Genomic DNA, 22,867 nt, shown 5'->3' with positions numbered 1-22,867 from the left:
CAGCGATCGATTTGCGTGACCCCAAAAGTGTCAACCATGTCCCCGAACAGGTGTAAGCTATGTCTCCGGGCTAAACACTGCGCTCGCAATGACGTGGAGAGAGCATGACGCAACATAAGCAGCGCGACACGCGGTGACAGAACGAGCGGCGTCGGGGCTCCTACCCACCCCGCTCCTTCCGCAGCTTGGCCCAATAATCCAGCCGCTTCCTGATCTCGCGCTCGAAGCCGCGCTCGGGGGGATCGTAGAACTGCTGGCGGCCGAGGGCGTCGGGGAAGTAGTCCTGGCCCGAAAACGCGTCCGGCGCATCGTGGTCGTACTGATAGCCCGCGCCGTAGCCTTCGCCCTGCATCAGCTTGGTCGGCGCGTTCAAGATGTGCTTTGGCGGCAGCAGCGAGCCGCCCTCCTTCGCCACGCGCTTGGCGGCGCCGAACGCCTTGTAGGCGGCGTTCGATTTTGGCGCGGTCGCGACGTAGATCACGGCCTGCGCGATCGCGAGCTCGCCCTCGGGAGAGCCTAGGAAATCATACGCGTCCTTGGCGGCGTTGGCGATCACCAGCGCCTGGGGATCGGCGAGGCCAATGTCCTCCACCGCCATGCGCACGATGCGGCGAGCAAGGAACAGCGGATCCTCGCCGGCGTCGAGCATGCGGGCGAAGTAGTACAGCGCCGCATCCGGATCGGAGCCGCGCACCGATTTGTGCAGGGCCGAGATCAGGTTGTAGTGGCCGTCGGCCGATTTGTCGTAGATCGGCGCACGGCGCTGCAGGATGTCCTGCAACTGCACCGCGTTGAAGATCTCGTCCTTGCGCGCCGAGCGCCAGACCTCTTCGGCGAGCGTCAGCGCGGCGCGGCCGTCGCCGTCGGCCATGCGGATCAGCACGGCGCGCGCCTCGTCGTCGAGCGGCAGCTTGCGGCCCTCGACGGCTTCCGCGTTGCTGTAGAGCTTCTCGATCGCGGCGGCATCGAGCGAGTGGAACACCAGCACGCGCGAACGCGACAGCAGAGCGGCGTTGAGCTCGAACGACGGATTCTCGGTGGTGGCGCCGACCAGCACGACGGTGCCGTCCTCCATCACCGGCAGGAAAGAGTCCTGCTGCGCGCGGTTGAAGCGATGCACCTCGTCGACGAACAGCAGCGTGCCCTGCCCGGTCTCGCGTCGCGCGCGCGCGGCGTCGAAGACTTTCTTCAGGTCGGCGACGCCGGAGAACACCGCCGAGATCTGCTCGAAATGCAGCTCGGTTGCATCGGCCAGCAGCCGCGCCACCGTGGTCTTGCCGGTGCCAGGAGGGCCCCAGAAGATCAGCGAGCCCAGCGTGCGCGTCTCCAGCATGCGCGTCAGCGCGCCGTCGGGACCGAGGATGTGGTCCTGCCCGACGACGTCGGACAATTTGTGCGGGCGCAGCCGCTCCGGCAGCGGCCGCGGCGCATCGTGCTCCATCCCCGCCGCGGCGAAGAGGCTCGGGCCTCCCTGCTGGGGACGCTTCGGGCTCATCCGCCGAGCGTGACGTTGATCTGCTGGCCGCCGCGCAGCACGGTGATGCGCCAGATGCGCGCGGCCTCGCGCGACGCCTTGTCGAGGTCGGCGGTCTTGGCGATCTTCTGGTTGTTCACGGCCATGATGACGTCGCCCTTCTGGAAGCCGACATTGGCCGCGGTGGTGCCGTCGCCCGGCTCGAGCACGACCACGCCCTCGGTGTCGGCATCGAGATGCAGCTCATCGGCGACCGCCGGCGAGATGTTGGCGACCTTGGCGCCCTGGAACGGCGAGCGGCCGTTGATCACCATCTCGTTGCGTCCGGTGTCCGGCGCGGTCTCCAGCGCGACCGCGACCTTCACCGGCTTGCCGCCGCGCTGCAGCTCGATCTGCGCCGTGCCGCCGAGCGGCCGGGTCGCGAAGCGATAGTCGAACGCGTTGGGATCATCGACGGTCTGGCCGTCGATCGACACGATCAGGTCGGACGACTTGATGCCCGCCTTCGCCGCCGGGCTGTTCGCAACCACGGAGGCGACCAGCGCGCCGGTCGGCGAGCGCAGGCCGAGGCTCTCGGCGATCTCAGGCGTCACCGCCTGCAGCCGCGCGCCGAGCCACGGGCGCTTCACCGCCTTGCCGCCGCTCTTCGCCGAAGCCACGACCACGCGCACCATGTTGGCAGGGATTGCGAAGCCGATGCCCTGCGAGCCGCCGGACTTGGAATAGATCGCGGTGTTGATGCCGACGAGACGTCCGGTCATGTCGACCAGCGCGCCGCCGGAATTGCCGGGATTGATGGCGGCATCGGTCTGGATGAAGAACTGATAGTCGGTGATCCCGACCTGCGTGCGCGCCAGCGCCGACACGATGCCGTGGGTCACGGTCTGGCCGACGCCGAAGGGATTGCCGATCGCCAGCACGACATCGCCGACCAGGAGATCATCGGAGTTGGCGAGGTCGAGCGTCGGAAACTGCTCCTTGGTGCCCTTCAGCTTGAGCACGGCCAAATCAGTGCGGCTGTCCTTCAGCACGATCTCGGCCTCGAACTCGCGCTTGTCGGCGAGCGAGACCTTCACCTCGTCGGCGCCCTCGATCACGTGCACGTTGGTGACGACGAGACCGGACGCATCGATCATCACGCCCGAGCCGAGCGAGCGCTGCATCTGCTCCTGCGGCCCGCCCTGCAGGCCGAAGAAGCGGCGGAAGATCGGATCGTCGAGAAAGGGATTGCGGTTCTGCACCACCTTGGCGGCATAGACGTTGACGACCGCCGGCTGCACGCGCTGCACGATCGGCGCATAGGACAGCCGCAGCTCGGCCGCGGACTGCGGCACGCGCCGGTCCTGCGCCGCGAGCGGAGTGGCGGCCAGCAGAGACAGCAGCAGGACCAGTGTGGAGCGAATCAACGTCATGCGAACAATCCTGGGAAAATGACGGCTTGGATATAGGCGGAACGGCCGCCGCGGCCAAGCTCAGGCGGCCTGATGCGGCGTTTTGATGGTCTCTGCAACGGGGCCGCAGGACAGCCGTTCCTGGTGCCGCTCGCCCCAGCTCCTGAGGACCTCGATCACCGGCCGCAGGCTCTCGCCGACCTCGGACAGGGTATAGTCCACCCGCGGCGGCACCTCGGCATAGACCTTGCGAACCACCAGCCCGTCGTCCTCGAGCGCCCGCAGCTGCTTGGTCAGCATGCGCTGGGTGATGCCGGGCATCAGGCGGCGCAGCTCGCCGAAGCGCTGGCTGCCGCCCTGCAGGTGGTAGAGGATCACGCCCTTCCACTTGCCGTCGATCAGATCGAGCGTGGCTTCGACCGCGCAGCCCGGACGGCGGGTGAAATTCTTCCGTTTCATCGCGTTTTGGCCCAATAGTATCCAAACGGGGACTAGTTCCCCATTTTTACAGTACTTGCTGAAATGACGCCAGAAGGACAAACAGATCCTATCGCCAAGCCAACCAGGAGGTTGTTCATGAAGGCCGTCGGATACCAGCAGTCGCTCCCCATCACCGAGGACCGCGCGCTGTTCGACTTCGAGACCGCCAAACCAGAGCCGAAGGGACGCGACATCCGCGTCGCAGTGAAGGCGGTATCGGTCAATCCGGTCGACACCAAGGTGCGCAAGCGCGCCGCACCGCCCGCCGGCGAAACCAAGATCCTGGGCTATGACGCCGCTGGCGTGGTCGAGGCTGTCGGCCCGGACGTGAGCCTGTTCAAGCCCGGTGACGAGGTGTTCTACGCCGGCTCGATCCTGCGCCAGGGCACCAATGCCGAATTCCATCTGGTCGACGAGCGCATCGTCGGCCGCAAGCCGAAGAGCCTGTCGTTCGCCGAGGCCGCCGCCCTGCCCCTGACCTCGATCACCGCGTGGGAGCTGCTGTTCGACCGGCTCGGCGCCATCCCCGGTAAGAGCCTCGATGACCGCACCTTGCTGATCACGGGCGCCGCCGGCGGCGTCGGCTCGATCCTGATCCAGCTGTCGCGCCGCCTCACCGGCCTGACCGTGCTCGCTACCGCCACCCGGCCCGAGTCGCGCGACTGGTGCCTGAAGCTCGGCGCCCATGCCGTGATCGACCATGGCAAGCCGATGAAGGCGCAGATCGATGCGCTGAAGCTGCCGCCGGTCGCGCTCATCGCGAGCCTCACCCACACCGACCAGCACTACAAGGCGATCGCCGACTTCATGGCGCCGCAGGGCAAGTTCGGCCTGATCGACGATCCCGCCGAGTTCTCACTCGCAGCCCTCAAGGGCAAGGCGATCTCGATCCACTGGGAATCGATGTTCACGCGCTCCTCGTTCACGACGCCCGATATCATTGCGCAGCACAACCTGCTCAACGATGTCTCTGATCTCATCGACAAGGGCGTGATCCGCACCACCCTCGGCGACAACTACGGCACCATCAACGCCGCCAACCTCAAGCGCGCCCATGCGCTGATCGAGAGCAACACATCGCGCGGCAAGATCGTGCTGGAGGGGTGGGACTGATAACAATCAGCTCGTCGGGTGGGCAAAGGCAGGGCTCTGGTCTCTTCACGTTCGAGGTCGCGGTGGCGCCGTGCCCACCATCTCGCCGGTGCGCTCGCTGACGGACGGTGGCACGCTGCCGCCTGACGGCGGCTGCTTTGCCCACCCTACGGCACCGCCACCCTCAACTAACAAGCCCGCGCTTCATAGCTTTCCGTCATTGAGAGCGAAGCGGCAACGGCGTCCGGTCGCTCATTGCCGCGCTGGTCCCCAAGCGTAGGCCTCATCGGGAGTGCTGAACGCCCTGATCACCGGCTCGGAAAAGCCGAGCGCCTCGTAGCAGTACTCACTGCCGACGAAACTGAAATGCCGGGGTCGACGGCCGACCGGATCGATCGCCTCATAGGCATTCAACAAGGCCGATTGCCCGGCCTCCTTGATATAGACGCCGCCGTCGTACACGACGGTGTCGGCACCATGCGCCGACACCGCGTAAGCGACCTCTTCGAACCCGGCATAGATCTGGCACGCGATCTCGATGCCGTAGGCGCGCAAACCGGGCGGCGATGCCACGACGATCAGGTGGAGCACGCCGCGCCAGAGACCTTGATCGAAGACCGCAGGCGGTCGTTCGATGCCGTCGATCATCGAGGGGTAAGGACGCCATTTGATGGAAGGGTCCGGAAACAAGAAACCTCCAGGCAGATCTTGATCATGGATCATAGCGCGGCATGTAGGGGCTGCATATTCGCCCTGCATTCGATAATTCGGAGGGCCGCGAGGCCATGATGGGCGAGGACTGGCCGGCCGGGCCGATCTCCTTTAACGAAGCGTGACATTCGCATCTGGAACGGCGTCCGTGAGCAGCCTCGAGCAAGAGACCCATTCGTCCGCCGATCACGGCCCGCGCAGCGGATCGCCGCTCGAGGTCCTCAGCATCTTCCTCAAGCTCGGCCTCACCTGCTTCGGCGGGCCGATTGCCCATATCGGCTATTTCCGCGACGAGTTCGTCGTCAGGCGAAAATGGATCGACGAGCATGCCTATGCCGATCTGGTCGGGCTGTGCCAGTTCCTGCCCGGTCCCGCCAGCAGCCAGGTCGGCTTCTCCATCGGGCTGATGCGCGCCGGCTATCTCGGTGCGCTCGCGGCCTGGACCGGCTTCACTTTGCCGTCGGCCGCCGTGCTCATCCTGTTCGCCTATGGTGCGGGCCGATTGAGTGGACCGATCGGCAGCGGCCTGCTGCACGGGCTGAAGCTGACCGCAGTCGCCATCGTCGCACAGGCGGTCTGGGGCATGGCGCGCACGCTCTGTCCCGATCGCACGCGCGCCTCGATCGCGGTCGCCGCAACGTTGATCATTCTGCTCAGTTCGGCCTCGGCCGCGCAGATCGGGGCCATCGTGCTCGGCGGACTCGCCGGCCTCTGGCTGTGCCGCGGCGAGACGGCACCGTCTGGACACGTCGCGATCCCGGTGTCACGCAATTTAGGACTGGCCGCGCTCGTGCTGTTCGTCATCCTGTTGGCGGGACTCCTGCTGCTGCGCGGCGCGACGGGATCGACCGGCGTCGCCTTGTTCGACGCCTTCTATCGCTCCGGCGCACTGGTGTTCGGCGGCGGACATGTCGTGCTGCCGCTGCTGCGCGAGGCCTTCGTCGGACCCGGCTGGCTGAGCGACGACGCTTTTCTCGCCGGCTACGGCGCCGCGCAGGCCGTCCCGGGCCCACTCTTCACCTTCGCCGCCTATCTCGGCATCGTGGCGGCGCCGGAGCCGCATAAGATGATCGGCGCCACGCTCGGTCTCCTCGGCATCTTCCTTCCGGGCATGCTTGTCCTGCTCGCCGTGCTGCCGTTCTGGGACTCGTTCCGCAAACGCGCCGGCGCCCAGGCCATGATGCGGGGTGTCAACGCCGCGGTCGTCGGTGTGCTGGGAGCGGCCCTGTACGACCCGGTCTGGACGACCACCGTCCACAACGCCGCGGATTTTGGCATCGCGCTGGTCGGTTTCGTCCTCCTGGTGACCTGGCGCGCGCCGCCGCTCGTCGTGGTCACGTTCAGCGCCATAGCCGGCGTCGCCGCCGCGCTGGTGTGAGCGGCGGCGACGCCGCATCACAGGGTGTCAGAGCGCCGCCGCGGCAGCGCTCTGCCCCAGCGAGCTGCCGCGCGCGGCTAGTTATGCTTCTTCCAGAAGATGCGCGCGCCCTGCACGGATTGCGCGACGTTGATGCGGGCACGCTCGAACGGCGTCACCACGCCGTCGGCCTTGGCCTTGTTTTCCAGCTTCTGGACGTGGATCTGACCGCGGACGAGCTGCTGGGCCTCCGGATAGGTCAGTCGTCCGCTCGCGATGCCGTTGTAGATGCGATGTGACTGGCTGTGCTGACGCGCATCGATCAGCGGCGTGCCCGCCAAGCTTGCCCCCGATGTCAGCACGAGCAGCAACGCACCGGCCATGATGGACTTCATTTCACTCTCCTGTGGTTGTCGTCCACTGGCGTGAAGACGTCATTGTCCGCACCTCTCCAGCGAACGGCCGCCAGGATGCGCGCGATCGGCGGTGTCGACCGTGCCCGCGCTCACACTGCAGCGCCTGTCAACCGATGAAGACGAATGCCGCCGCGAGCGACGGTCGGGCAGAGCCGCATGTCACGCCGTAAGGCGCCTTCCGAAAAAAATGCGGCTTGCGTGAGCTACCGGTCTTGCAAATCTCACCTTTGGGTGCATGTTCTCGCGGTACTACTTTTGAATGAATCATTTTTAACAATCATTTGCGACGCATGGCGGCGAGCCCCTCGGCTCGGCCTATCCCAGCGCGCACATCAATGGAGACCGGCCATGAAGATGATTCAGTGGCTCATGCTCACTTTCGCGACGACCGTCACCGCAAGCGGCCTTGCCGGCGCCCTCAGCCCTGCGAGCGCCGCCCCGCCTCCGCCGGCGAAGAACTGCCCGGCCTTCGGCTGGTCGGAGGGACTTGGCAGTTATCTCAAGCCGGACGCCGCCTTCCCCACCTCCGACACCAAGACCATCCCGACGCCGGACTGCAATTTCCATCAATGGTCGTGGGAGGCCTTCGTCTGGGCGACGGCTCTGGTGAAGGATTCGGGCTCCGGCGCCGCCGTGCCGCGGTTCATGACCTTGGCGACGCCCGACGAGTTGCTCAACAACGCCGAGAATGCCGGCGCCCCACGGCCGCGCCCGCTGACCTTGGCGGCCCGTGCCCAGGTCTTCCACGGCATGGCCGGCTTCACCGAAGGCGCCGGCGCCATCGTCGAGGCCGACGGCAACATGCTGGTCGCGCAGAACGGCTATCCCGTCTACGCCTCGGTTCACATGAACCAGAGCTATTTCAACACCGCGCGCAAGAACCTGATCGCGACCGGCGGCTACCAGAGCCAGCCGGCAGATTCCTCCTTCGCCGTGGGCGATGCGGTGTTCAAGGCGACGTGGCTGCGGCTCGACCCAGGCCAGGCGCCGCCCGCGGGCGCCTATACGACCCAGGCACAGGTGCCGGTGCTGGAGAACAACGTCACCCCCGGCCTGATCACGATACGGCCGGCGCCCGGCAAATTCGTCACGGTGACGGTGGCGCTGGTCGGCCTGCACGTCGTCGGCTACACCGAGAACCACCCTGAATTCCTGTGGGGCACGTTCGAGTTGAAGAACAACTCGCCGCAGACGCCGGACAACACCTTCGCGCCCTCGGCAAGCCGCTCGGATCCGAAGAACTATACGCTCTACAAGGGCAGCACGCCGTTCTCGCAGGTCAACATCGCGGCGCAGCCCGGTGCCAACCGGCCGCAACTGCGGCTCGATCCGGCGACCCAGAAGCTGACGCCGGTGACCAACGTCGTGCTCGAAAACCAGACCGGCGGCGAGAACCAGCCCAACGGCGTCGGCAACATCTTCGCGATCACGGCGCAAGCCCAGGGCTTTCTCTCCGGCCTGAAGGGCCCGCAATCGACGTTCGCGAACTACGCCCTCGACGGCACCGTCTGGATGCTCCCCAACTCGTACAATCTGAACAGCAACCAGACCAATGCGGTCGGTTCGGTCAATCTCGCCAACGCCACCGCCGAGACCTTCGTGCAGAACGCCGACAACACGCCGATCAAGAACGTGCTGAACTGCTTCCTGTGCCACAACCCGACGTCCTATTCGTTCCAGACGCCGCCGCCGGCCAAGCTGCCGAACCGGCTGATCGCGCTCAGCCACGTGCTGTCGATCGGCTCGCCCTACGAAGTGCCGAACTCGATCTCCGGCCGGCTCCTGATGCGGCCGGATCCGTTCAGGAAGTAGATCGACGACGCTTGCGCAGCGGTGCCGGCAACGGGGCCGCTGCCGTTTCGAGCCGATGGCAGATCTCAGGATCTGCCATCAAGCGATTGAACCGACGCCGGTTATCGGCGCGCTCCGAACCGCTGCTTGAGCGCTGGGATCAGGATGGCGCGGCAACCTGCTTCGGCTCCTGCGCTGCCTCAGCCTTCGTCTCAGCTCTGGCGACGAAGCCCTTGGCGAGGGCGTGATAGAGCCCCTCCTCGCAGATCAGGCGCGAGGTGCCGTAGGCGATCAGCGACGCCATCATCAGCGGCACCACCATGGCGTGGTTGTCGGTCATCTCGGTGACGATGACGAAGGCGGTGATCGGCGCCTGCACCACGCCGGCGAAATAGGCGACCATGCCGAGCAGCATGATCGGCGCCAGCGGCGACTGCTGGAACAGGCTGGCGACGTTGGCGCCGATGCCCGCCCCGACTGCGAGCGACGGCGCGAAGATGCCGCCGGGAATGCCGCTGATCGCGGCAAAGGTGGTGGCGAGGAATTTCAGCACGCCGAAATCGCTCGGCAGCGGCGTTCCGGTCTCCAGCGCGCCTTTCACCTGCGCATAGCCGGTGCCGTAGACCGTATCGCCCGAGGCCAGCCCGCACAGCGCGACGGCAAAGCCGCAGGCGAGCGCGAACGGCAGCGGGTGGCGTTTGATGAGGTGGCCGCCGGCGCCGGGCAGTCCGCGCGCCATGGTGATCAGGATGCGGCTGAACAGGCCGCCGGCGGCGCCGCCCAGGACCCCGCAGACGGGCACCGCCAGCCAGTCGATGCCCTTGCCGAGCGCGATCGGCGTCGTGCCGAAATAGGCGTAATTGCCCATCAGGGCCAGCGAGGTCAGGCCCGCGGCGATCACGGTGGCGATGATGAGGCTCGAGGTCCGCGTCTCGAAGGCACGACTCATCTCCTCGATGCCGAACACGATGCCGGCGAGCGGTGTGTTGAAGGCGGCCGCGACCCCCGCGGCGGCGCCGGCCAGGATCAAGCCCGGCTGCCGCCGCGGCGATAGCCGGCCGAGCGCGAACATGATGGAGGCGCCGACCTGCACTGTCGGGCCCTCGCGGCCGACCGAGCCGCCGCACAGCAGCCCCAGCAGGGTCAAGAGCACCTTGCCGATGGCGATGCGGATCGACACCAGCGGGCTGCGCGCGCTCGTGTCGGTCAGGTGCCGAGCGGCGATCGCCTGAGGGATGCCGCTGCCTTGCGCGTTCGGGAAGAAGCGCTGGGTCAGGTAGACCGACAGCGCGAAGCCGGCGGGCGTCACGATCAGTGAGGCGTAGCGTGATTTCGACAGCAGCCAGTTGAAGGCGAGCTGGGCCAGGTCGGCGAGCTCCGCCAGGGCCACGGCCGCCGCGCCCACCACCAGGCCGCCAGCCACGAACAGCACCCGCCGCTGCCAGCGCGCCGAGGTCAGCTTGAGCCAACGCTTGCGGCGGGGGGTGATGGTCAGCATGGGCGCAACGGAGTCCGTTCTCTACGCAGGTGCAGCACCCTCGACGAAAATCAGCCGGCGGTCCAGCGCCTTCCCGCGCTCGCCCAGGGCGTCGGCGTATTCGGCCGACGCATACCATTCGCGCAGCCGGGCCATCGACGGGAACTCGACGATGATGAGGGTCTTGGCCGGCGGACCGCCTTCGACCGTCTCGGAGATCCCGCCGCGGACCAGATAGCGCCCGCCATACTGCGCGATCGAGCGCGCCGCGAGCATGCGGTAGCGCTCCATCGCTTGGGCGTCGCGAACCTCAGCCTCGGAGATGACGTAAGCCGCCATGGCCGGCCTCAGGCGATGGTGTCGAGGATGCCGCCCTCGGCGCGTAGCGCGGCTCCGTTGGTGGCGGAGGCCTGCTGCGAGGCGGCATAGACGACCATGCTGGCGATCTCGTCGACGCTGGCGAAGCGCTGCAGCAGCGAGGCTGGCCGGTGCTGCTTGACGAAGGACGAGGCCGCCTCCTCCTCCGACTGGCCGTTCTGGCGGGCGAGATCCCTCACAAAGGTCTCGACGCCCTCCGACATCGTCGGACCCGGAAGCACGGCATTGACTGTGACGCCGGTGCCGCGGGTCAGCTTGGCAAGCCCGCGCGAGATCGCGAGTTGGGCGGTCTTGGTCGTGCCGTAGTGGATCATCTCGGTCGGAATGCTCACCCCGGACTCCGAGGAAATGAAGATGATGCGGCCCCAGTTGCGCTTCAGCATGCCCTGCATGTAGGCGCGTGCCATGCGCACGCCGGACATCACGTTGGTCTCGAAGAAGCGGCTCCAATCCTCGTCGGGAATGTCGAAGAAGTCCTTGGGCTCGAAGATGCCGGCATTGTTGACGAGGATGTCGACCTCGGGGAGCGCGGTGACGATGGCGTTGCAGCCGTCGATCCGAGCGACGTCGCCGGCGACGCCGCGCAGCCGGGCGGCCGGGACAAGCTGCTTGAGCTTCGCGACCGCCTCATCGACACGGGCTTGGCTGCGACCATTGACGACGACCTCCGCGCCTGCAGCGGCAAGCCCCTTGGCGATGGCAAAACCGATGCCGGCGGTCGAACCCGTGACGAGGGCGGTCTTTCCCGAGAGGTCGATGTGCATGAGCAGCTCTCCGTTGTGCTGAAGCAACGGATGTGGGGCGTCGTCGCGCCAACGCAACGCAGAGCTGATCCTCGAGAAGAACGGTGAATGGCGCGCGCAGATGCCGCCGGCGGCCTCCGTAGGGTGAGCAAAGCGGCCGCCGAAGGCGGCGGCGGGCCCACCATCGATCGACGAATTCTCGGTGAGATGGCGGGCGCGGCGCCGCCAAGAGCACGTGCGAGGCGACGGCGTCGACCCGTCTTTGCCCACCCTAGAAGCGACCACCCTCAAACGAAAACGGCGCCCGAAGGCGCCGTTCTGAAAACTCCGGTCGGATCGCCGCTTACGCGGCTTCCGAGGTTTCCTGCACCGGGCCGGAATCCTGCCCCTTGGCATCGACGTCGCGGTCGACGAACTCGATCACGGCCATCGCGGCGTTGTCGCCGTAGCGGAAGCCGGCCTTGATGATGCGGGTGTAGCCGCCGTTGCGGTCCTTGTAGCGGGGCGCCAGCACGTCGAACAGCTTCTTGACCTGGTCGACGTCGCGCATCTCGGCGATCGCCTGACGGCGCAGCGCGAGTCCGCCCTTCTTGCCGAGGGTGACGAGCTTCTCGACGATCGGCCGCAGCTCCTTGGCCTTCGGCAGCGTGGTGACGATCTGCTCGTGCTTGATCAGCGCGGCGCACATGTTAGCGAACATCGCCTTGCGGTGCTCGGCGGTGCGGTTGAGCTTCCGATGAACCTTGCCGTGACGCATAGTGTTAGTCCTTCATTTCAATCTGCCGCGACGGTTCGTCGGACATGTTGCTCAGGTGGGCTGCCTGCGTTCGCCCGGGTGGTTACGGTGGCGGGTAGGACCCTACCCGCCCTCCGCTCAGTAGTGATCCTCGAAGCGCTTGGCCAGCTCGTCGATGTTCTCCGGCGGCCAGCCGGGCACTTCCATGCCGAGATGCAGACCCATCTGGGCCAGCACTTCCTTGATCTCGTTCAGCGATTTGCGGCCGAAGTTCGGGGTGCGCAGCATTTCCGCTTCCGACTTCTGCACGAGGTCGCCGATATAGACGATGTTGTCGTTCTTCAGGCAGTTCGCCGAACGCACCGACAGCTCGAGCTCGTCCACCTTCTTGAGGAAGGCCGGGTTGAAGGCGAGGTCCGGGATGATCTCCTGAGCGACTTCCTTGCGCGGCTCTTCGAAGTTGACGAACACGTTGAGCTGATCCTGCAGGATGCGCGCGGCATAGGCCACCGCGTCCTCCGGCGAGATCGCGCCGTTGGTCTCGATCGTCATGGTCAGCTTGTCGTAGTCGAGGATCTGGCCCTCGCGGGTGTTCTCGACCTTGTAGGAGACCTTGCGGACCGGAGAGAACAGGCTGTCGACCGGGATCAGGCCGATCGGCGCGTCCTCGGGACGGTTACGATCGGCGGCGACATAGCCCTTGCCGGTCGCGACCGTGAACTCCATGCGGATCTCGGCGCCCTCGTCCAGAGTGCAGAGCTGCAGGTCGGGGTTCAGAACGACGATATCGCCGACGGTCTGGATGTCGCCGGCGGTGACCGCGCCCGGACCCTGCTTCTTCACGACCATCCGCTTCGGGCCTTCGCCCTGCATCTTGATCGCGATGTCCTTGATGTTCAGCACGATGTCGGTGACGTCCTCGCGGACACCGGCGATCGAGGAGAACTCGTGCAGCACGCCGTCGATGTGCACCGACTGCACAGCGGCGCCCTGCAGCGACGACAGCAGGATGCGGCGCAGCGCATTGCCGAGCGTCTGGCCGAAACCGCGCTCCAGCGGCTCGGCAACCACGGTGGCGAAACGGGTCGCGTCGGAGCCCGGCGTGACCTGGAGCTTGTTCGGCCGAATCAATTCTTGCCAATTCTTCTGGATCGTCACTGTTTCACCCATGGGCCAGTCATGGGATCTGACTGACTGGCGTTGGAGAACCGCGCTTCAGATCGCGGCAGTCGAAATGTCTCAAAAGCACGACGAGGCGGACATGCTGTCCGCCTCTTTCAGATTAGACGCGCCGACGCTTGCGCGGGCGGCAACCATTGTGCGGGATCGTCGTCACGTCGCGGATCGAGGTGACGGTGAAACCCGCAGCCTGCAGCGCACGGAGCGCCGATTCACGGCCGGAGCCAGGGCCGGCAACCTCGACCTCGAGGGTGCGCATGCCGTGTTCCTGAGCCTTCTTGGACACGTCCTCCGCCGCGACCTGCGCGGCATACGGGGTCGACTTGCGCGATCCCTTGAACCCCATCGTGCCGGCCGACGACCAGGCAATGGTGTTGCCCTGCGCATCGGTGATGGTGATGGTGGTGTTGTTGAACGACGAATTCACGTGGGCGACGCCGGAGGCGATGTTCTTGCGCTCACGACGGCGGACGCGTGCGGCTTCCTTGGCCATATAAGTACCTTTCTCGAGATCTCAACGCCGCCGTAGTGCCAGCGGCTACACCAGAAAGGCGAATGGTGAATAGCGAGTAGCGAATAGGGATCGCCCCTATCCGCCACCCGCCATCAGCAGTTCGCCAGATTACTTCTTCTTGCCGGCAATCGCCTTGGCCGGTCCCTTGCGCGTGCGCGCATTGGTGTGGGTGCGCTGGCCGCGCACCGGCAGACCGCGGCGATGGCGCAGGCCGCGATAGCAGCCGAGGTCCATCAGACGCTTGATGTTGATGCCGGTCTCGCGCCGCAGGTCGCCCTCGACGACGTAGTCGCGGTCGATGATTTCGCGGATCTGCAGGACTTCCTGGTCGCTCAGCTGGTTGACGCGACGATCCTCGGCGATCTTGACCTTGTCAATGATCTCGCCCGCGATCTTCGGGCCGATGCCATGGATATACTGGAGCGCGATCAGAACGCGCTTGTTGGTCGGGATGTTGACACCGGCAATACGGGCCACGGACTTCTCTCCTGTCACCGATCCCAGGATGGACCGGCCTTCGTTCTCGCTATCTCGGGCAGGCGTCCGCAAACGCGAACAAGACGCCCACCCCTCGATTCGTGGGGCCCGGCATCTTTGGAAAACCATCCGACTTGGATGCGGGCTTATTAATGGATTCACACGGCGGTCGTCAACCGCCCCTACAAGATTCGATCACCTCTTGGCGCGCTTTTTTGCAGCCTTTGCAGAGGTTTTCCGGGTTCCCTTGGCCGCCTTGGCAGCGAGCTTGGGAGCCTTCTTCGAGGCCTTGGAGGCTTTCTTGGGGGCCGCCTTTGCTCCCTTTTTGGCTGTCTTTGCGGCCTTTTTCGTCGGCGCAGGCGCCTTCGGAGCCTTTTTAGCGACCTTCTTGGCCGATTTGGCCGGCGCGGTCTTCCCCGCAGCCTTGGCACTGCGCTTGGCCGGGCTCGCCTTCTTCGCCGCCCGGCTGCCGCCGGTGTTACCGACGGCGGCCAGGATCCGTCCGATCTCCTCGGTGACCTGCTCGATCGGCATCATGCCGTCGACGGTCGCCAGCATCCGGTGGTCCGAATAATAGTGGATCAGAGGCTCGGTCTGGTCGCGGTAGCTGGCGAGGCGCTTGGTGAGGACCTCCGGCGTATCGTCGGCCCGCACGGCCTCGCCGCGCGCGCGGGTCTCGGCGGCCCGGCGCTCGACGCGCTCGAGCAGAACGCCCTCGTTGACGCGGAGCTCGATCACCGCGTCGAGCTTCATCTGCTTCTGCTTCAGCAGCGCATCCAGCGCCTCCGCCTGCGGCACCGTGCGCGGGAAGCCGTCAAGGATGAAGCCATTGGCAGCGTCCGGCTGCTCGATCCGGTCCGCGATAATGCCGACCACGACCTCGTCAGGCACCAGACCGCCCGCCGCCATGATGTCCTTGGCCTTGAGCCCGATCGGCGTCTGAGCGGCGACCGCGGCGCGCAGCATGTCGCCGGTCGACAGCTGAACGATGCCGTATTGCTGGACCAGGCGCTGCGCCTGCGTCCCCTTGCCCGAACCGGGCGGCCCCAGAAGAATGAGTCTCATCGAATTTCGCCCCCCGGCACACGGTGAGCGACCCTCCCGCACACCTTGTTCTTGGCTTGGTAGTTCCCGGGCCGCGATCCGCCGCTATCCGCGGCGGCGCCCCCGCAACTTCGACTTCCTGATCAGCCCCTCATACTGATGGGCGAGCAGATAACCCTGAACCTGCGCCACGGTATCCATCGTAACGCTGACCACGATCAGAAGCGAAGTGCCACCAAAGTAGAACGGGACGGAAGCGTAGGAAATCAGAATTTCCGGGATCAGACACACGATCGCCAGATAGATGGCGCCGAGCACGGTGATCCGCGACAGCACGTAATCGATATATTCCGCGGTGCGCTCGCCCGGCCTGATGCCCGGGATGAAGCCGCCATGCTTCTTCAGATTGTCGGCGGTCTCGGTCGGGTTGAACACGATCGCGGTGTAGAAGAAGGCGAAGAACAGAATCAGCGCCAGATACAGCACCAGGAACAGCGGCCGGCCGTGGCCGAGCTGGGTGGTGATCCACTGGAACCACTCGGGTCCCTTGCCGGCGTTGAAATTGGCGACCGTGGTCGGCAGCAGCAGCAGCGACGAGGCGAAGATCGGCGGGATCACGCCCGATGTGTTCAGCTTCAGCGGCAGATGCGAGGACTGGCCCTCGAACATCTTGTTGCCGACCTGGCGCTTCGGATACTGGATCAGGAGCCGGCGCTGGGCGCGCTCCACGAACACGATGAAGGCGATCACGGCAACCGCCATCACGATGACGATCAGGATCAGGCCGGTCGACAGCGCGCCCTGGCGGCCGAGTTCCAGCATGTTGGCGAGTGCAGAGGGCAGCTCCGCGACGATGCCGGACAGGATGATCAGCGAGATGCCGTTGCCGATGCCGCGCGAGGTGATCTGCTCGCCGAGCCACATCAGGAACATGGTGCCGCCGGTCAGCGTGATCGCGGTCGAGAGGCGGAAGAACAGGCCGGGATCGGCGACGACGTTGCCGGCGCCTTCGAGGCCGACGGCGATGCCGTAGGACTGCACGGCAGCCAGGATCACCGTCAGATAGCGGGTGTACTGGTTCAGCATCTTGCGGCCAGCCTCACCCTCTTTCTTGAGGGCTTCGAGCTGGGGCGAGACGGTAGTGAGCAGCTGAATGATGATCGATGCCGAGATGTACGGCATGATGTTCAGCGCGAAGATCGCCATGCGGTGGATGCCGCCGCCGGCGAACATGTTGAACATGCCGAGAATGCCGCCGGCCTGGGTGCGGAACACCGAGTCCCAGATGTTCGGGTCGATGCCGGGCAGCGGAATGTAGGTGCCGAGGCGGTAGACCAGCAGCGCGCCGAGGGTGAACCAGATGCGCTTCTTCAGCTCATCGGCCTTCGCGAGCGCGCCGAAATTGAGGTTTGCCGCCAGTTGTTCCGCTGCTGAGGCCATGTCTAGCTTTCTCCCGCCGCCCTTCTTGACCGCATCAGCCCCGCGAGGGCTCGCGAGGCTTGGGCAGACGTCGGATATTATCTGGTACGCGAGCGCGTTCTGTCCATTGCCCTGCCCTCTCCAGCACAAGCCGGCAGCAGGGCAATGACGCAGATGTTACGCCGCCTCGCCTTCGTCCTTGGCTGGCGCCAGGAGCTTGACGGTGCCGCCGGCCTTCTCGACCGCCGCGATCGCCGACTTCGAGGCACCATGCACCTCGATGTTGATCTTGGCCTTGAGCTCGCCGCGGCCGAGCAGACGCACGCCGTCCTTGGCGCGGCGCAGCGCACCGGACTTCACGAGGGACTCGGCGTTGATCACGCTGCCGGCATCGAGCTTCTTGGCATCGATCGCCTGCTGGATCCGGTCGAGATTGATCTCGACGAAATCGAGCGCGAAGATGTTGTTGAAGCCGCGCTTCGGCAGACGGCGATGCATCGGCATCTGACCGCCTTCGAAGCCCTTGATGCGCACGCCGGAGCGCGCGGTCTGGCCCTTGCCGCCACGGCCCGAGGTCTTGCCCTTGCCGGAGCCGATGCCGCGGCCGACGCGCATGCGCTTCTTGCGCGCGCCGGCGTTGTCGGCGATATCGCTGAGCTTCATCGCCCTTCTCCTTACTTCTCGTCGACGATGCGGACGAGATGATGAACCTTGGTGATCATGCCGCGGACCGCCGGCGTATCCGGCAGTTCGGTCACGCGGCCGATCTTGTTGAGCTTCAACCCGATCAGCGTCTCGCGCTGCGAGTGATGCCGGCGGATCGGGCTGCCGATCTGCTCGATCTTGATCGTCTTGGCGCTAGCCATGGTCTTCACTCCGAGATGCGCCGGCCAGAGGCGGCGCGCGTTCGTTAGTCGGCAGCTGCCTCAGCATCGCCACCGACGCGGCGGGCCTGCAGGGTCGACACCTTGATGTTGCGGCGCGCGGCAACCGAGCGCGGTGAATCCTGGTGCTTCAGCGCGTTGAAGGTCGCGCGCACCATGTTGTACGGGTTGGACGAGCCGATCGACTTCGCCACCACGTCCTGGATGCCCAGCGTCTCGAACACGGCGCGCATCGGGCCGCCGGCGATGATGCCGGTGCCGGCCGGAGCCGCACGCAGATAGACGCGGCCCGCACCGTGACGACCGAAGATGTCGTGGTGCAGGGTCCGGCCCTCGCGCAGCGCGACGCGGGTCAGGTTGCGCTTGGCGGAGTCCGTCGCCTTGCGGATCGCCTCCGGCACTTCGCGCGCCTTGCCGTGGCCGAAGCCGACCCGGCCCTTCTGATCGCCGATCACGACGAGCGCCGCAAAGCCGAAGCGCTTACCGCCCTTCACGACCTTCGCGACTCGGTTGATGTGGACGAGCTTGTCGACGAACTCGCTGTCGCGCTCCTCGCGCTCCTTGCGATCGCGACCGCCTCGTTCCCGTTCACCTGCCATGGTGCTATCCAATCTTCTGAGGGGCTCTCGCGCCCATATCCATTGATGTTAGAAGCTCAGCCCGCTCTCGCGCGCCGCGTCGGCCAGGGCCTTGACACGACCGTGATAGAGATAGCCGCCGCGATCGAACACGACTTCCTTGATCCCCGCCTTCACCGCGCGCTCGGCGAGCAGCTTGCCCACCGCCTTCGCCGCATCGATGTCGGCACCGGTGTTGCCGGCCGAGCGCATCTCCTTCTCCATCGACGACGCGGAGGCGAGCGTCTCGCCCTTCTGATCGTCGATGACCTGAGCGTAGATGTGCTTCGACGAACGGAACACCGACAGGCGTGGACGGCCGCCGGCGGAGCGGCGCAGCGACAGCCTCACGCGCTGCTTGCGCCGGGCATTCGTAACCTTTGCTCTCGACATGTCCGGCTCCGTTACTTCTTCTTGCCTTCCTTGCGGAAGATGAATTCACCCGCGTACTTCACGCCCTTGCCCTTGTAGGGCTCCGGCGGCCGGTAGGCGCGGATCTCGGCGGCCACCTGGCCGACGCGCTGCGGGTCGATGCCCGTGACCGTGATCTCGGTCGGCTTCGGCACCGCGATCGTGATGCCCTCCGGGATCTGGTAGACGACATCGTGGCTGTAGCCGAGCGCGAGCTGCAGGTTCTTGCCCTGCATCGCGGCGCGGTAGCCGACGCCGGTGATCTCGAGCTTCTTCTCGAAGCCCTTGGTCACGCCTTCGACCAGGTTGGCGATCTGGGCGCGCGCGGTGCCGTACAGCGACCGAGCGCGCTTGGTCTCGGAACGCGGAGCGACCTTGACCTGGCCGTTCTCGAACTTCACGTCCACGTCGTCATGGACGATGAACTGAAGCTGACCCTTCGGCCCCTTCATCTTGACGGTCTGTCCGTCGACGGAGGCCGTCACTCCGGACGGCACCGCCACAGGCTTCTTGCCAATACGTGACATGGCTCAATCCCTCTTAGAACACCGTGAAGAGAACTTCACCGCCGACATTCGCGTCACGCGCGCTATGGTCGGCCATGATTCCCTTCGGCGTCGACAAAACAGAAATTCCGAGCCCGTTGTTCACGCGCGGCAGGTTCTTCACCGAGGTGTAGACGCGGCGGCCGGGCTTGGAGACGCGCTCGATCTCGCGGATCACGGGCTCGCCGTCGAAATATTTCAGCTCGATCTCGATCTCGCTGCGGCCCGACGGATGCTCCAGCGTGGCATAGCCGCGGATGTAGCCTTCGGACTTCAGCACCTCGAGCACGCTGGCGCGCATCTTGGAGCCGGGAGTCGAGACCTTCGACTTCGAGCGCATCTGCGCGTTGCGGATGCGGGTGATCAGATCGCTGATGGGATCGTGCGTTGACATGGTGCGATCCTCCTTACCAGCTCGACTTCACGAGGCCCGGAACCAGGCCCTTCGACCCGAGCTCGCGCAATGCGATGCGGCTCAGCTTGTTCTTGCGATAGTTCGACCGCGGACGGCCGGTCAGCTCGCACCGGTTGCGGATGCGGGTGGCCGACGAGTTGCGCGGCATCTCGGCCAGCTTCAGGGTCGCGGCAAAGCGCTCCTCCATCGGCTTGGACTTGTCGGCGATGATCGCCTTCAACCGGGCGCGCTTCGGGGCGGCGTTCTTCGCCATCCGCTTGCGCCGGTTGTTCTTCTCGACTGAACTCTTCTTTGCCATGCTTGGCTCCTGGGTATCCGCGTTTGAGAGGCTGTTCAGCGTCTCACTGCCGGAACGGGAAATTGAATGCGGTCAGAAGGGCACGAGCCTCGTCGTCGGTCGTCGCGGTGGTGCACACCGTGATGTCCATGCCCCAGCTCTCCCCGGCCTTGTCGAAGTCGATCTCGGGGAAAATGATGTGCTCCTTGATGCCCAGCGAATAGTTGCCCCGGCCGTCGAAGCTCTTCGGGTTCAGGCCGCGGAAGTCGCGGACGCGCGGCAGCGCGACGTTGATCAGGCGGTCGATGAACTCGTACATCTTGGTCTTGCGCAAGGTGACCTTGCAGCCGATCGGCTGGTTCTCACGCAGCTTGAAGGTCGCGATGGCGACGCGCGAATAGGTCACGACCGCCTTCTGGCCGGCGATCAGCGACAGGTCGGCCGCCGCCGTCTCCGCCTTCTTGCGGTCGTTAACCGCCTCGCCGATGCCCATGTTCAGCACGACCTTGTCGAGCCGCGGCACCTGCATGACGTTGGCGTAGCCGAACTTCTCGGTCAGCTGGCTCTTGATCTTGCGATCATATTCCTCGCGCAGGCGCGGGGTGTAAGCGGTCTCAGCCATCGATCTCAACTCCCGAGCTCTTGGCAACGCGGACCTTCTTGCCGTCCGCCTGAATCTTGAATCCAACGCGCGTCGGCTTGCCGTCCTTGCCGACATACGCGACGTTAGACAGGTTGATCGGCGCCTCCTTGGAGATGATGCCGCCCTCCTGGTTCTGCGTCTGCTTCTGGTGACGCTTCACCAGGTTGATGCCGCGCACCAACGCCGTGCCGGCGTCGGGACGCACCTCGAACACCTCGCCGGTGCGACCCTTGTCGCGACCGGTCAGGACGATCACCTTGTCGCCCTTGCGGATCTTGGCAGCCATCACAGCACCTCCGGCGCGAGCGAAATGATCTTCATGTGGTTCTTGGCGCGCAGCTCGCGCGGCACCGGCCCGAAGATACGGGTGCCGACCGGCTCCGACTGGTTGTTGATCAGAACGGCCGCGTTGCGGTCGAAGCGGATCACCGAGCCGTCGGCGCGGCGGATGTCCTTGCGGACGCGCACCACGACGGCCTTCATGACGTCGCCCTTCTTCACCTTGCCACGCGGAATGGCTTCCTTGATCGACACCACGATGATGTCGCCGACGGTGGCGTAGCGGCGCTTCGAGCCACCCAGCACCTTGATACACATGACACGGCGTGCGCCGGAATTATCGGCCACGTCGAGGTTGGTCTGCATCTGAATCATTGATGCACCTCGTCCTCTTCATCTGCTGCGCAGGAAAGCTGCGCCTTGTTTGATCCCGAAAGCGAAACCGGCCCCTTTGACAGGGCCGCGTCTCGCGCCTCAGGCGGTTTTCTTGTGCTCGCCCCGGATCACGGTCCAGCGCTTGAGCTTCGAGATCGGCTTGCTCTCCTCGATCCACACCATGTCGCCCGGCTTGAACTCGTTGTTCTCGTCGTGCGCGTGGTAGTTCTTCGAGCGGCGGATGGTCTTCTTGTAGATCGGGTGGGTGAAGCGCCGGTCGACGCGCACAACGATCGTCTTGGCCTGCTTGTCGCTGACGACGACGCCCTGAAGGGTCCGTTTCGGCATGTCGAGCCTCTTACTTCGTCTTGGCGCGCTGCTGCGCGGCGATGGTCTTGATACGGGCGATGTCGCGGCGCGCCTCACGCAGCCGCGCGGTATTCTCCAGCTGCCCGGTGGCACGCTGGAAGCGCAGGTTGAAGCGCTCCTTCTTCAGATTGACGATCGCATCGTCCATCTGGTCGGGGCTCATCGCGCGAATGTCGGCAATCTTCATCTCGGCCATGACCATTACTCCGCAATGCGTTCGACGAAGCGCGTCTTGATCGGCAGCTTGGCGGCCGCCAGCAGCAGCGCCTCGCGCGCGATCTGGTTGCTCACGCCGTCGATCTCGAACATCACCCGGCCCGGCTTGACGCGGGCCACCCACAATTCCGGCGAGCCCTTGCCGGAGCCCATGCGGACCTCGGCCGGCTTCTTCGACACCGGAAGATCCGGGAACACGCGAATCCAGACGCGGCCGGCGCGCTTCATGTGACGGGTCAAGGCACGACGAGCGGCCTCGATCTGGCGCGCGGTGACGCGATCCGGCTCCATCGCCTTCAGCCCGAACTGGCCGAAGGCCAGCGTCGCGCCCGAGGACGCAACGCCGTGGATACGGCCCTTATGCGCCTTTCGGAACTTGGTCTTCTTTGGTTGCATCATGGCTTTGAGCCCTCAAACCTGTCTTGTCGCGGCTGATCGATCAGGCCGCGTCGCGGCGCGACCGGGGCTGCGAGCTCTCGCCGCCGCCTTCGTTCATCCGCTTGTCCTGTGCCATCGGATCGTGCTCGAGGATCTCGCCCTTGAAGATCCAGACCTTCACGCCGCAGGTGCCGAAGGTGGTGAACGCGGTGGCCACACCGTAGTCGATGTCGGCGCGCAGCGTGTGCAGCGGCACCCGGCCCTCACGATACCACTCCATGCGGGCGATTTCCGCGCCGCCCAGACGACCCGAGCAGTTGATGCGGATGCCCTCGGCGCCGAGACGCATCGCCGACTGCACGGCGCGCTTCATGGCGCGGCGGAACGCAACGCGACGCTCGAGCTGCTGCGCGATCGATTCGGCGACCAGCGTGGCATCGAGCTCCGGCTTGCGGATCTCGACGATGTTGATGACGACGTCCGACGAGGTGATGTCGGCGACGCGCTTGCGCAGCTTGTCGATGTCGGCGCCCTTCTTGCCGATCACGACGCCCGGACGCGCCGAGTGGATCGTGACGCGGCACTTCTTGTGCGGACGCTCGATCACGATGCGGGCGACGGCCGCCTGCTTGAGCTCCTTGTGCAGGATCTCGCGGATCTTGACGTCTTCATGCAGCAGCTTGCCGTACTCGGCCTTGCCGGCGAACCAGCGCGAATCCCAGGTCCGGTTGATGCCGAGACGCAGACCGATCGGATTGATCTTTTGACCCATCGTATTC

The 22,867-nt window shown here is 65.5% G+C and carries 31 protein-coding genes; 3 read left to right on the top strand and 28 right to left on the bottom strand.

What is annotated here, in order from left to right:
* Positions 1–160: 160 nt before the first annotated feature.
* From ACQR1X_RS17520 to ACQR1X_RS17510, 3 genes are read right to left on the bottom strand one after another with little or no spacing between them, the layout of a single operon-like run.
* Positions 161–1,495: a replication-associated recombination protein A gene (locus ACQR1X_RS17520; protein WP_434874301.1), complete on the bottom strand. Its 1,335-nt coding sequence runs from the start codon at positions 1,493–1,495 to the stop codon at positions 161–163.
* Positions 1,492–2,886 (bottom strand): DegQ family serine endoprotease, encoded by a 1,395-nt coding sequence (locus ACQR1X_RS17515; RefSeq protein WP_315800958.1) that lies wholly within the window; start codon positions 2,884–2,886, stop codon positions 1,492–1,494. Before ACQR1X_RS17515 ends, ACQR1X_RS17520 begins: the two co-directional genes overlap by 4 nt.
* 60 nt (positions 2,887–2,946) lie before the next feature.
* A complete protein-coding gene (locus ACQR1X_RS17510; protein ID WP_431334774.1) occupies positions 2,947–3,324 on the bottom strand; it encodes a winged helix-turn-helix transcriptional regulator in 378 nt (125 codons plus the stop codon).
* A 117-nt stretch (positions 3,325–3,441) separates the two neighbouring features.
* Here ACQR1X_RS17510 and ACQR1X_RS17505 point away from each other — a divergent pair, with 117 nt between their 5' ends.
* On the top strand, positions 3,442–4,458 hold the full coding sequence (locus ACQR1X_RS17505; protein WP_434892441.1) for a zinc-binding alcohol dehydrogenase family protein: 1,017 nt from the start codon (positions 3,442–3,444) through the stop codon (positions 4,456–4,458).
* A 231-nt stretch (positions 4,459–4,689) separates the two neighbouring features.
* Here ACQR1X_RS17505 and ACQR1X_RS17500 read toward each other — a convergent pair whose 3' ends face one another.
* Positions 4,690–5,127, bottom strand: coding sequence for a hypothetical protein (locus ACQR1X_RS17500; RefSeq protein ID WP_434892440.1), 438 nt, complete (start codon positions 5,125–5,127; stop codon positions 4,690–4,692).
* Positions 5,128–5,296: 169 nt separating this feature from the next.
* Between ACQR1X_RS17500 and chrA the strand changes: the two genes are divergently transcribed.
* Positions 5,297–6,526 carry a chromate efflux transporter gene (gene chrA / locus ACQR1X_RS17495; protein WP_434899272.1) on the top strand — a complete coding sequence of 410 codons (1,230 nt, stop codon included), beginning with the start codon at positions 5,297–5,299 and terminating at the stop codon, positions 6,524–6,526.
* A 77-nt stretch (positions 6,527–6,603) separates the two neighbouring features.
* On the opposite strand, the gene ACQR1X_RS17490 is transcribed toward chrA, so the two are convergent.
* Positions 6,604–6,900, bottom strand: coding sequence for a hypothetical protein (locus ACQR1X_RS17490; RefSeq protein WP_434890674.1), 297 nt, complete (start codon positions 6,898–6,900; stop codon positions 6,604–6,606).
* Between the two features lie 369 nt (positions 6,901–7,269).
* Here ACQR1X_RS17490 and ACQR1X_RS17485 point away from each other — a divergent pair, with 369 nt between their 5' ends.
* A complete protein-coding gene (locus tag ACQR1X_RS17485; RefSeq protein WP_434899271.1) occupies positions 7,270–8,733 on the top strand; it encodes a hypothetical protein in 1,464 nt (487 codons plus the stop codon).
* 139 nt (positions 8,734–8,872) lie between these two features.
* Here the strand turns inward: ACQR1X_RS17485 and ACQR1X_RS17480 are convergent, their stop codons facing one another.
* The 23 genes from ACQR1X_RS17480 to rpsC all read right to left on the bottom strand — a co-directional run bounded on the left by ACQR1X_RS17480 (position 8,873) and on the right by rpsC (position 22,860).
* On the bottom strand, positions 8,873–10,210 hold the full coding sequence (locus tag ACQR1X_RS17480) for a chloride channel protein (protein ID WP_434899270.1): 1,338 nt from the start codon (positions 10,208–10,210) through the stop codon (positions 8,873–8,875).
* 21 nt (positions 10,211–10,231) lie between these two features.
* Positions 10,232–10,528 carry a DUF1330 domain-containing protein gene (locus tag ACQR1X_RS17475; RefSeq protein WP_316216042.1) on the bottom strand — a complete coding sequence of 99 codons (297 nt, stop codon included), beginning with the start codon at positions 10,526–10,528 and terminating at the stop codon, positions 10,232–10,234.
* 8 nt (positions 10,529–10,536) lie between these two features.
* Positions 10,537–11,331 carry an SDR family NAD(P)-dependent oxidoreductase gene (locus tag ACQR1X_RS17470; RefSeq protein WP_316216041.1) on the bottom strand — a complete coding sequence of 265 codons (795 nt, stop codon included), beginning with the start codon at positions 11,329–11,331 and terminating at the stop codon, positions 10,537–10,539.
* Between the two features lie 322 nt (positions 11,332–11,653).
* Positions 11,654–12,067: a 50S ribosomal protein L17 gene (gene rplQ, locus ACQR1X_RS17465; protein ID WP_006611863.1), complete on the bottom strand. Its 414-nt coding sequence runs from the start codon at positions 12,065–12,067 to the stop codon at positions 11,654–11,656.
* A 117-nt stretch (positions 12,068–12,184) separates the two neighbouring features.
* Positions 12,185–13,216: a DNA-directed RNA polymerase subunit alpha gene (locus tag ACQR1X_RS17460; RefSeq protein ID WP_315800968.1), complete on the bottom strand. Its 1,032-nt coding sequence runs from the start codon at positions 13,214–13,216 to the stop codon at positions 12,185–12,187.
* 112 nt (positions 13,217–13,328) lie between these two features.
* A complete protein-coding gene (rpsK, locus tag ACQR1X_RS17455) occupies positions 13,329–13,718 on the bottom strand; it encodes a 30S ribosomal protein S11 (protein WP_006611861.1) in 390 nt (129 codons plus the stop codon).
* A 129-nt stretch (positions 13,719–13,847) separates the two neighbouring features.
* On the bottom strand, positions 13,848–14,216 hold the full coding sequence (gene rpsM, locus ACQR1X_RS17450) for a 30S ribosomal protein S13 (protein ID WP_315714555.1): 369 nt from the start codon (positions 14,214–14,216) through the stop codon (positions 13,848–13,850).
* 195 nt (positions 14,217–14,411) lie between these two features.
* Positions 14,412–15,281, bottom strand: a complete 870-nt coding sequence (locus ACQR1X_RS17445; RefSeq protein ID WP_316177111.1) for an adenylate kinase — start codon at positions 15,279–15,281, stop codon at positions 14,412–14,414.
* Between the two features lie 84 nt (positions 15,282–15,365).
* The gene (gene secY / locus ACQR1X_RS17440) at positions 15,366–16,700 is read right to left on the bottom strand and encodes a preprotein translocase subunit SecY (protein ID WP_315714557.1); all 1,335 of its coding nucleotides are present in this window, start codon (positions 16,698–16,700) and stop codon (positions 15,366–15,368) included.
* Positions 16,701–16,856: 156 nt separating this feature from the next.
* Complete coding sequence (rplO, locus tag ACQR1X_RS17435) at positions 16,857–17,342, bottom strand: 50S ribosomal protein L15 (protein WP_009031841.1); 486 nt, start codon at positions 17,340–17,342, stop codon at positions 16,857–16,859.
* Between the two features lie 11 nt (positions 17,343–17,353).
* On the bottom strand, positions 17,354–17,545 hold the full coding sequence (gene rpmD, locus ACQR1X_RS17430; RefSeq protein WP_006611856.1) for a 50S ribosomal protein L30: 192 nt from the start codon (positions 17,543–17,545) through the stop codon (positions 17,354–17,356).
* A gap of 44 nt (positions 17,546–17,589) precedes the next feature.
* Positions 17,590–18,162, bottom strand: a complete 573-nt coding sequence (gene rpsE, locus ACQR1X_RS17425) for a 30S ribosomal protein S5 (RefSeq protein ID WP_006611855.1) — start codon at positions 18,160–18,162, stop codon at positions 17,590–17,592.
* A 48-nt stretch (positions 18,163–18,210) separates the two neighbouring features.
* Positions 18,211–18,573: a 50S ribosomal protein L18 gene (gene rplR / locus ACQR1X_RS17420; RefSeq protein WP_006611854.1), complete on the bottom strand. Its 363-nt coding sequence runs from the start codon at positions 18,571–18,573 to the stop codon at positions 18,211–18,213.
* Between the two features lie 11 nt (positions 18,574–18,584).
* Positions 18,585–19,118, bottom strand: coding sequence for a 50S ribosomal protein L6 (gene rplF, locus ACQR1X_RS17415; protein WP_315714558.1), 534 nt, complete (start codon positions 19,116–19,118; stop codon positions 18,585–18,587).
* 13 nt (positions 19,119–19,131) lie between these two features.
* On the bottom strand, positions 19,132–19,530 hold the full coding sequence (gene rpsH, locus ACQR1X_RS17410; RefSeq protein WP_315714559.1) for a 30S ribosomal protein S8: 399 nt from the start codon (positions 19,528–19,530) through the stop codon (positions 19,132–19,134).
* 13 nt (positions 19,531–19,543) lie between these two features.
* Positions 19,544–19,849 carry a 30S ribosomal protein S14 gene (gene rpsN / locus ACQR1X_RS17405; RefSeq protein WP_434899269.1) on the bottom strand — a complete coding sequence of 102 codons (306 nt, stop codon included), beginning with the start codon at positions 19,847–19,849 and terminating at the stop codon, positions 19,544–19,546.
* A gap of 43 nt (positions 19,850–19,892) precedes the next feature.
* On the bottom strand, positions 19,893–20,450 hold the full coding sequence (gene rplE / locus ACQR1X_RS17400; protein WP_315800971.1) for a 50S ribosomal protein L5: 558 nt from the start codon (positions 20,448–20,450) through the stop codon (positions 19,893–19,895).
* Complete coding sequence (gene rplX / locus ACQR1X_RS17395) at positions 20,443–20,757, bottom strand: 50S ribosomal protein L24 (RefSeq protein WP_434899268.1); 315 nt, start codon at positions 20,755–20,757, stop codon at positions 20,443–20,445. The genes rplE and rplX overlap by 8 nt, the downstream gene beginning before the upstream one ends.
* Positions 20,757–21,125 carry a 50S ribosomal protein L14 gene (gene rplN / locus ACQR1X_RS17390; RefSeq protein WP_006611848.1) on the bottom strand — a complete coding sequence of 123 codons (369 nt, stop codon included), beginning with the start codon at positions 21,123–21,125 and terminating at the stop codon, positions 20,757–20,759. The genes rplX and rplN overlap by 1 nt, the downstream gene beginning before the upstream one ends.
* 99 nt (positions 21,126–21,224) lie before the next feature.
* Positions 21,225–21,473 (bottom strand): 30S ribosomal protein S17, encoded by a 249-nt coding sequence (gene rpsQ, locus ACQR1X_RS17385; RefSeq protein ID WP_015667612.1) that lies wholly within the window; start codon positions 21,471–21,473, stop codon positions 21,225–21,227.
* Between the two features lie 10 nt (positions 21,474–21,483).
* Positions 21,484–21,690 (bottom strand): 50S ribosomal protein L29, encoded by a 207-nt coding sequence (gene rpmC / locus ACQR1X_RS17380; protein WP_006611846.1) that lies wholly within the window; start codon positions 21,688–21,690, stop codon positions 21,484–21,486.
* Positions 21,691–21,695: 5 nt separating this feature from the next.
* The gene (rplP, locus tag ACQR1X_RS17375) at positions 21,696–22,109 is read right to left on the bottom strand and encodes a 50S ribosomal protein L16 (RefSeq protein WP_008963467.1); all 414 of its coding nucleotides are present in this window, start codon (positions 22,107–22,109) and stop codon (positions 21,696–21,698) included.
* Positions 22,110–22,149: 40 nt separating this feature from the next.
* Positions 22,150–22,860, bottom strand: a complete 711-nt coding sequence (gene rpsC, locus ACQR1X_RS17370; protein ID WP_012045041.1) for a 30S ribosomal protein S3 — start codon at positions 22,858–22,860, stop codon at positions 22,150–22,152.
* Positions 22,861–22,867: the final 7 nt, after the last annotated feature.

This window comes from Bradyrhizobium sp. HKCCYLRH3073, from assembly GCF_051167995.1.
GTDB lineage: Bacteria > Pseudomonadota > Alphaproteobacteria > Rhizobiales > Xanthobacteraceae > Bradyrhizobium.
Note: the sequence above shows the minus strand (reverse complement) of the source record. Positions and strands in the feature narration are given on the sequence as shown.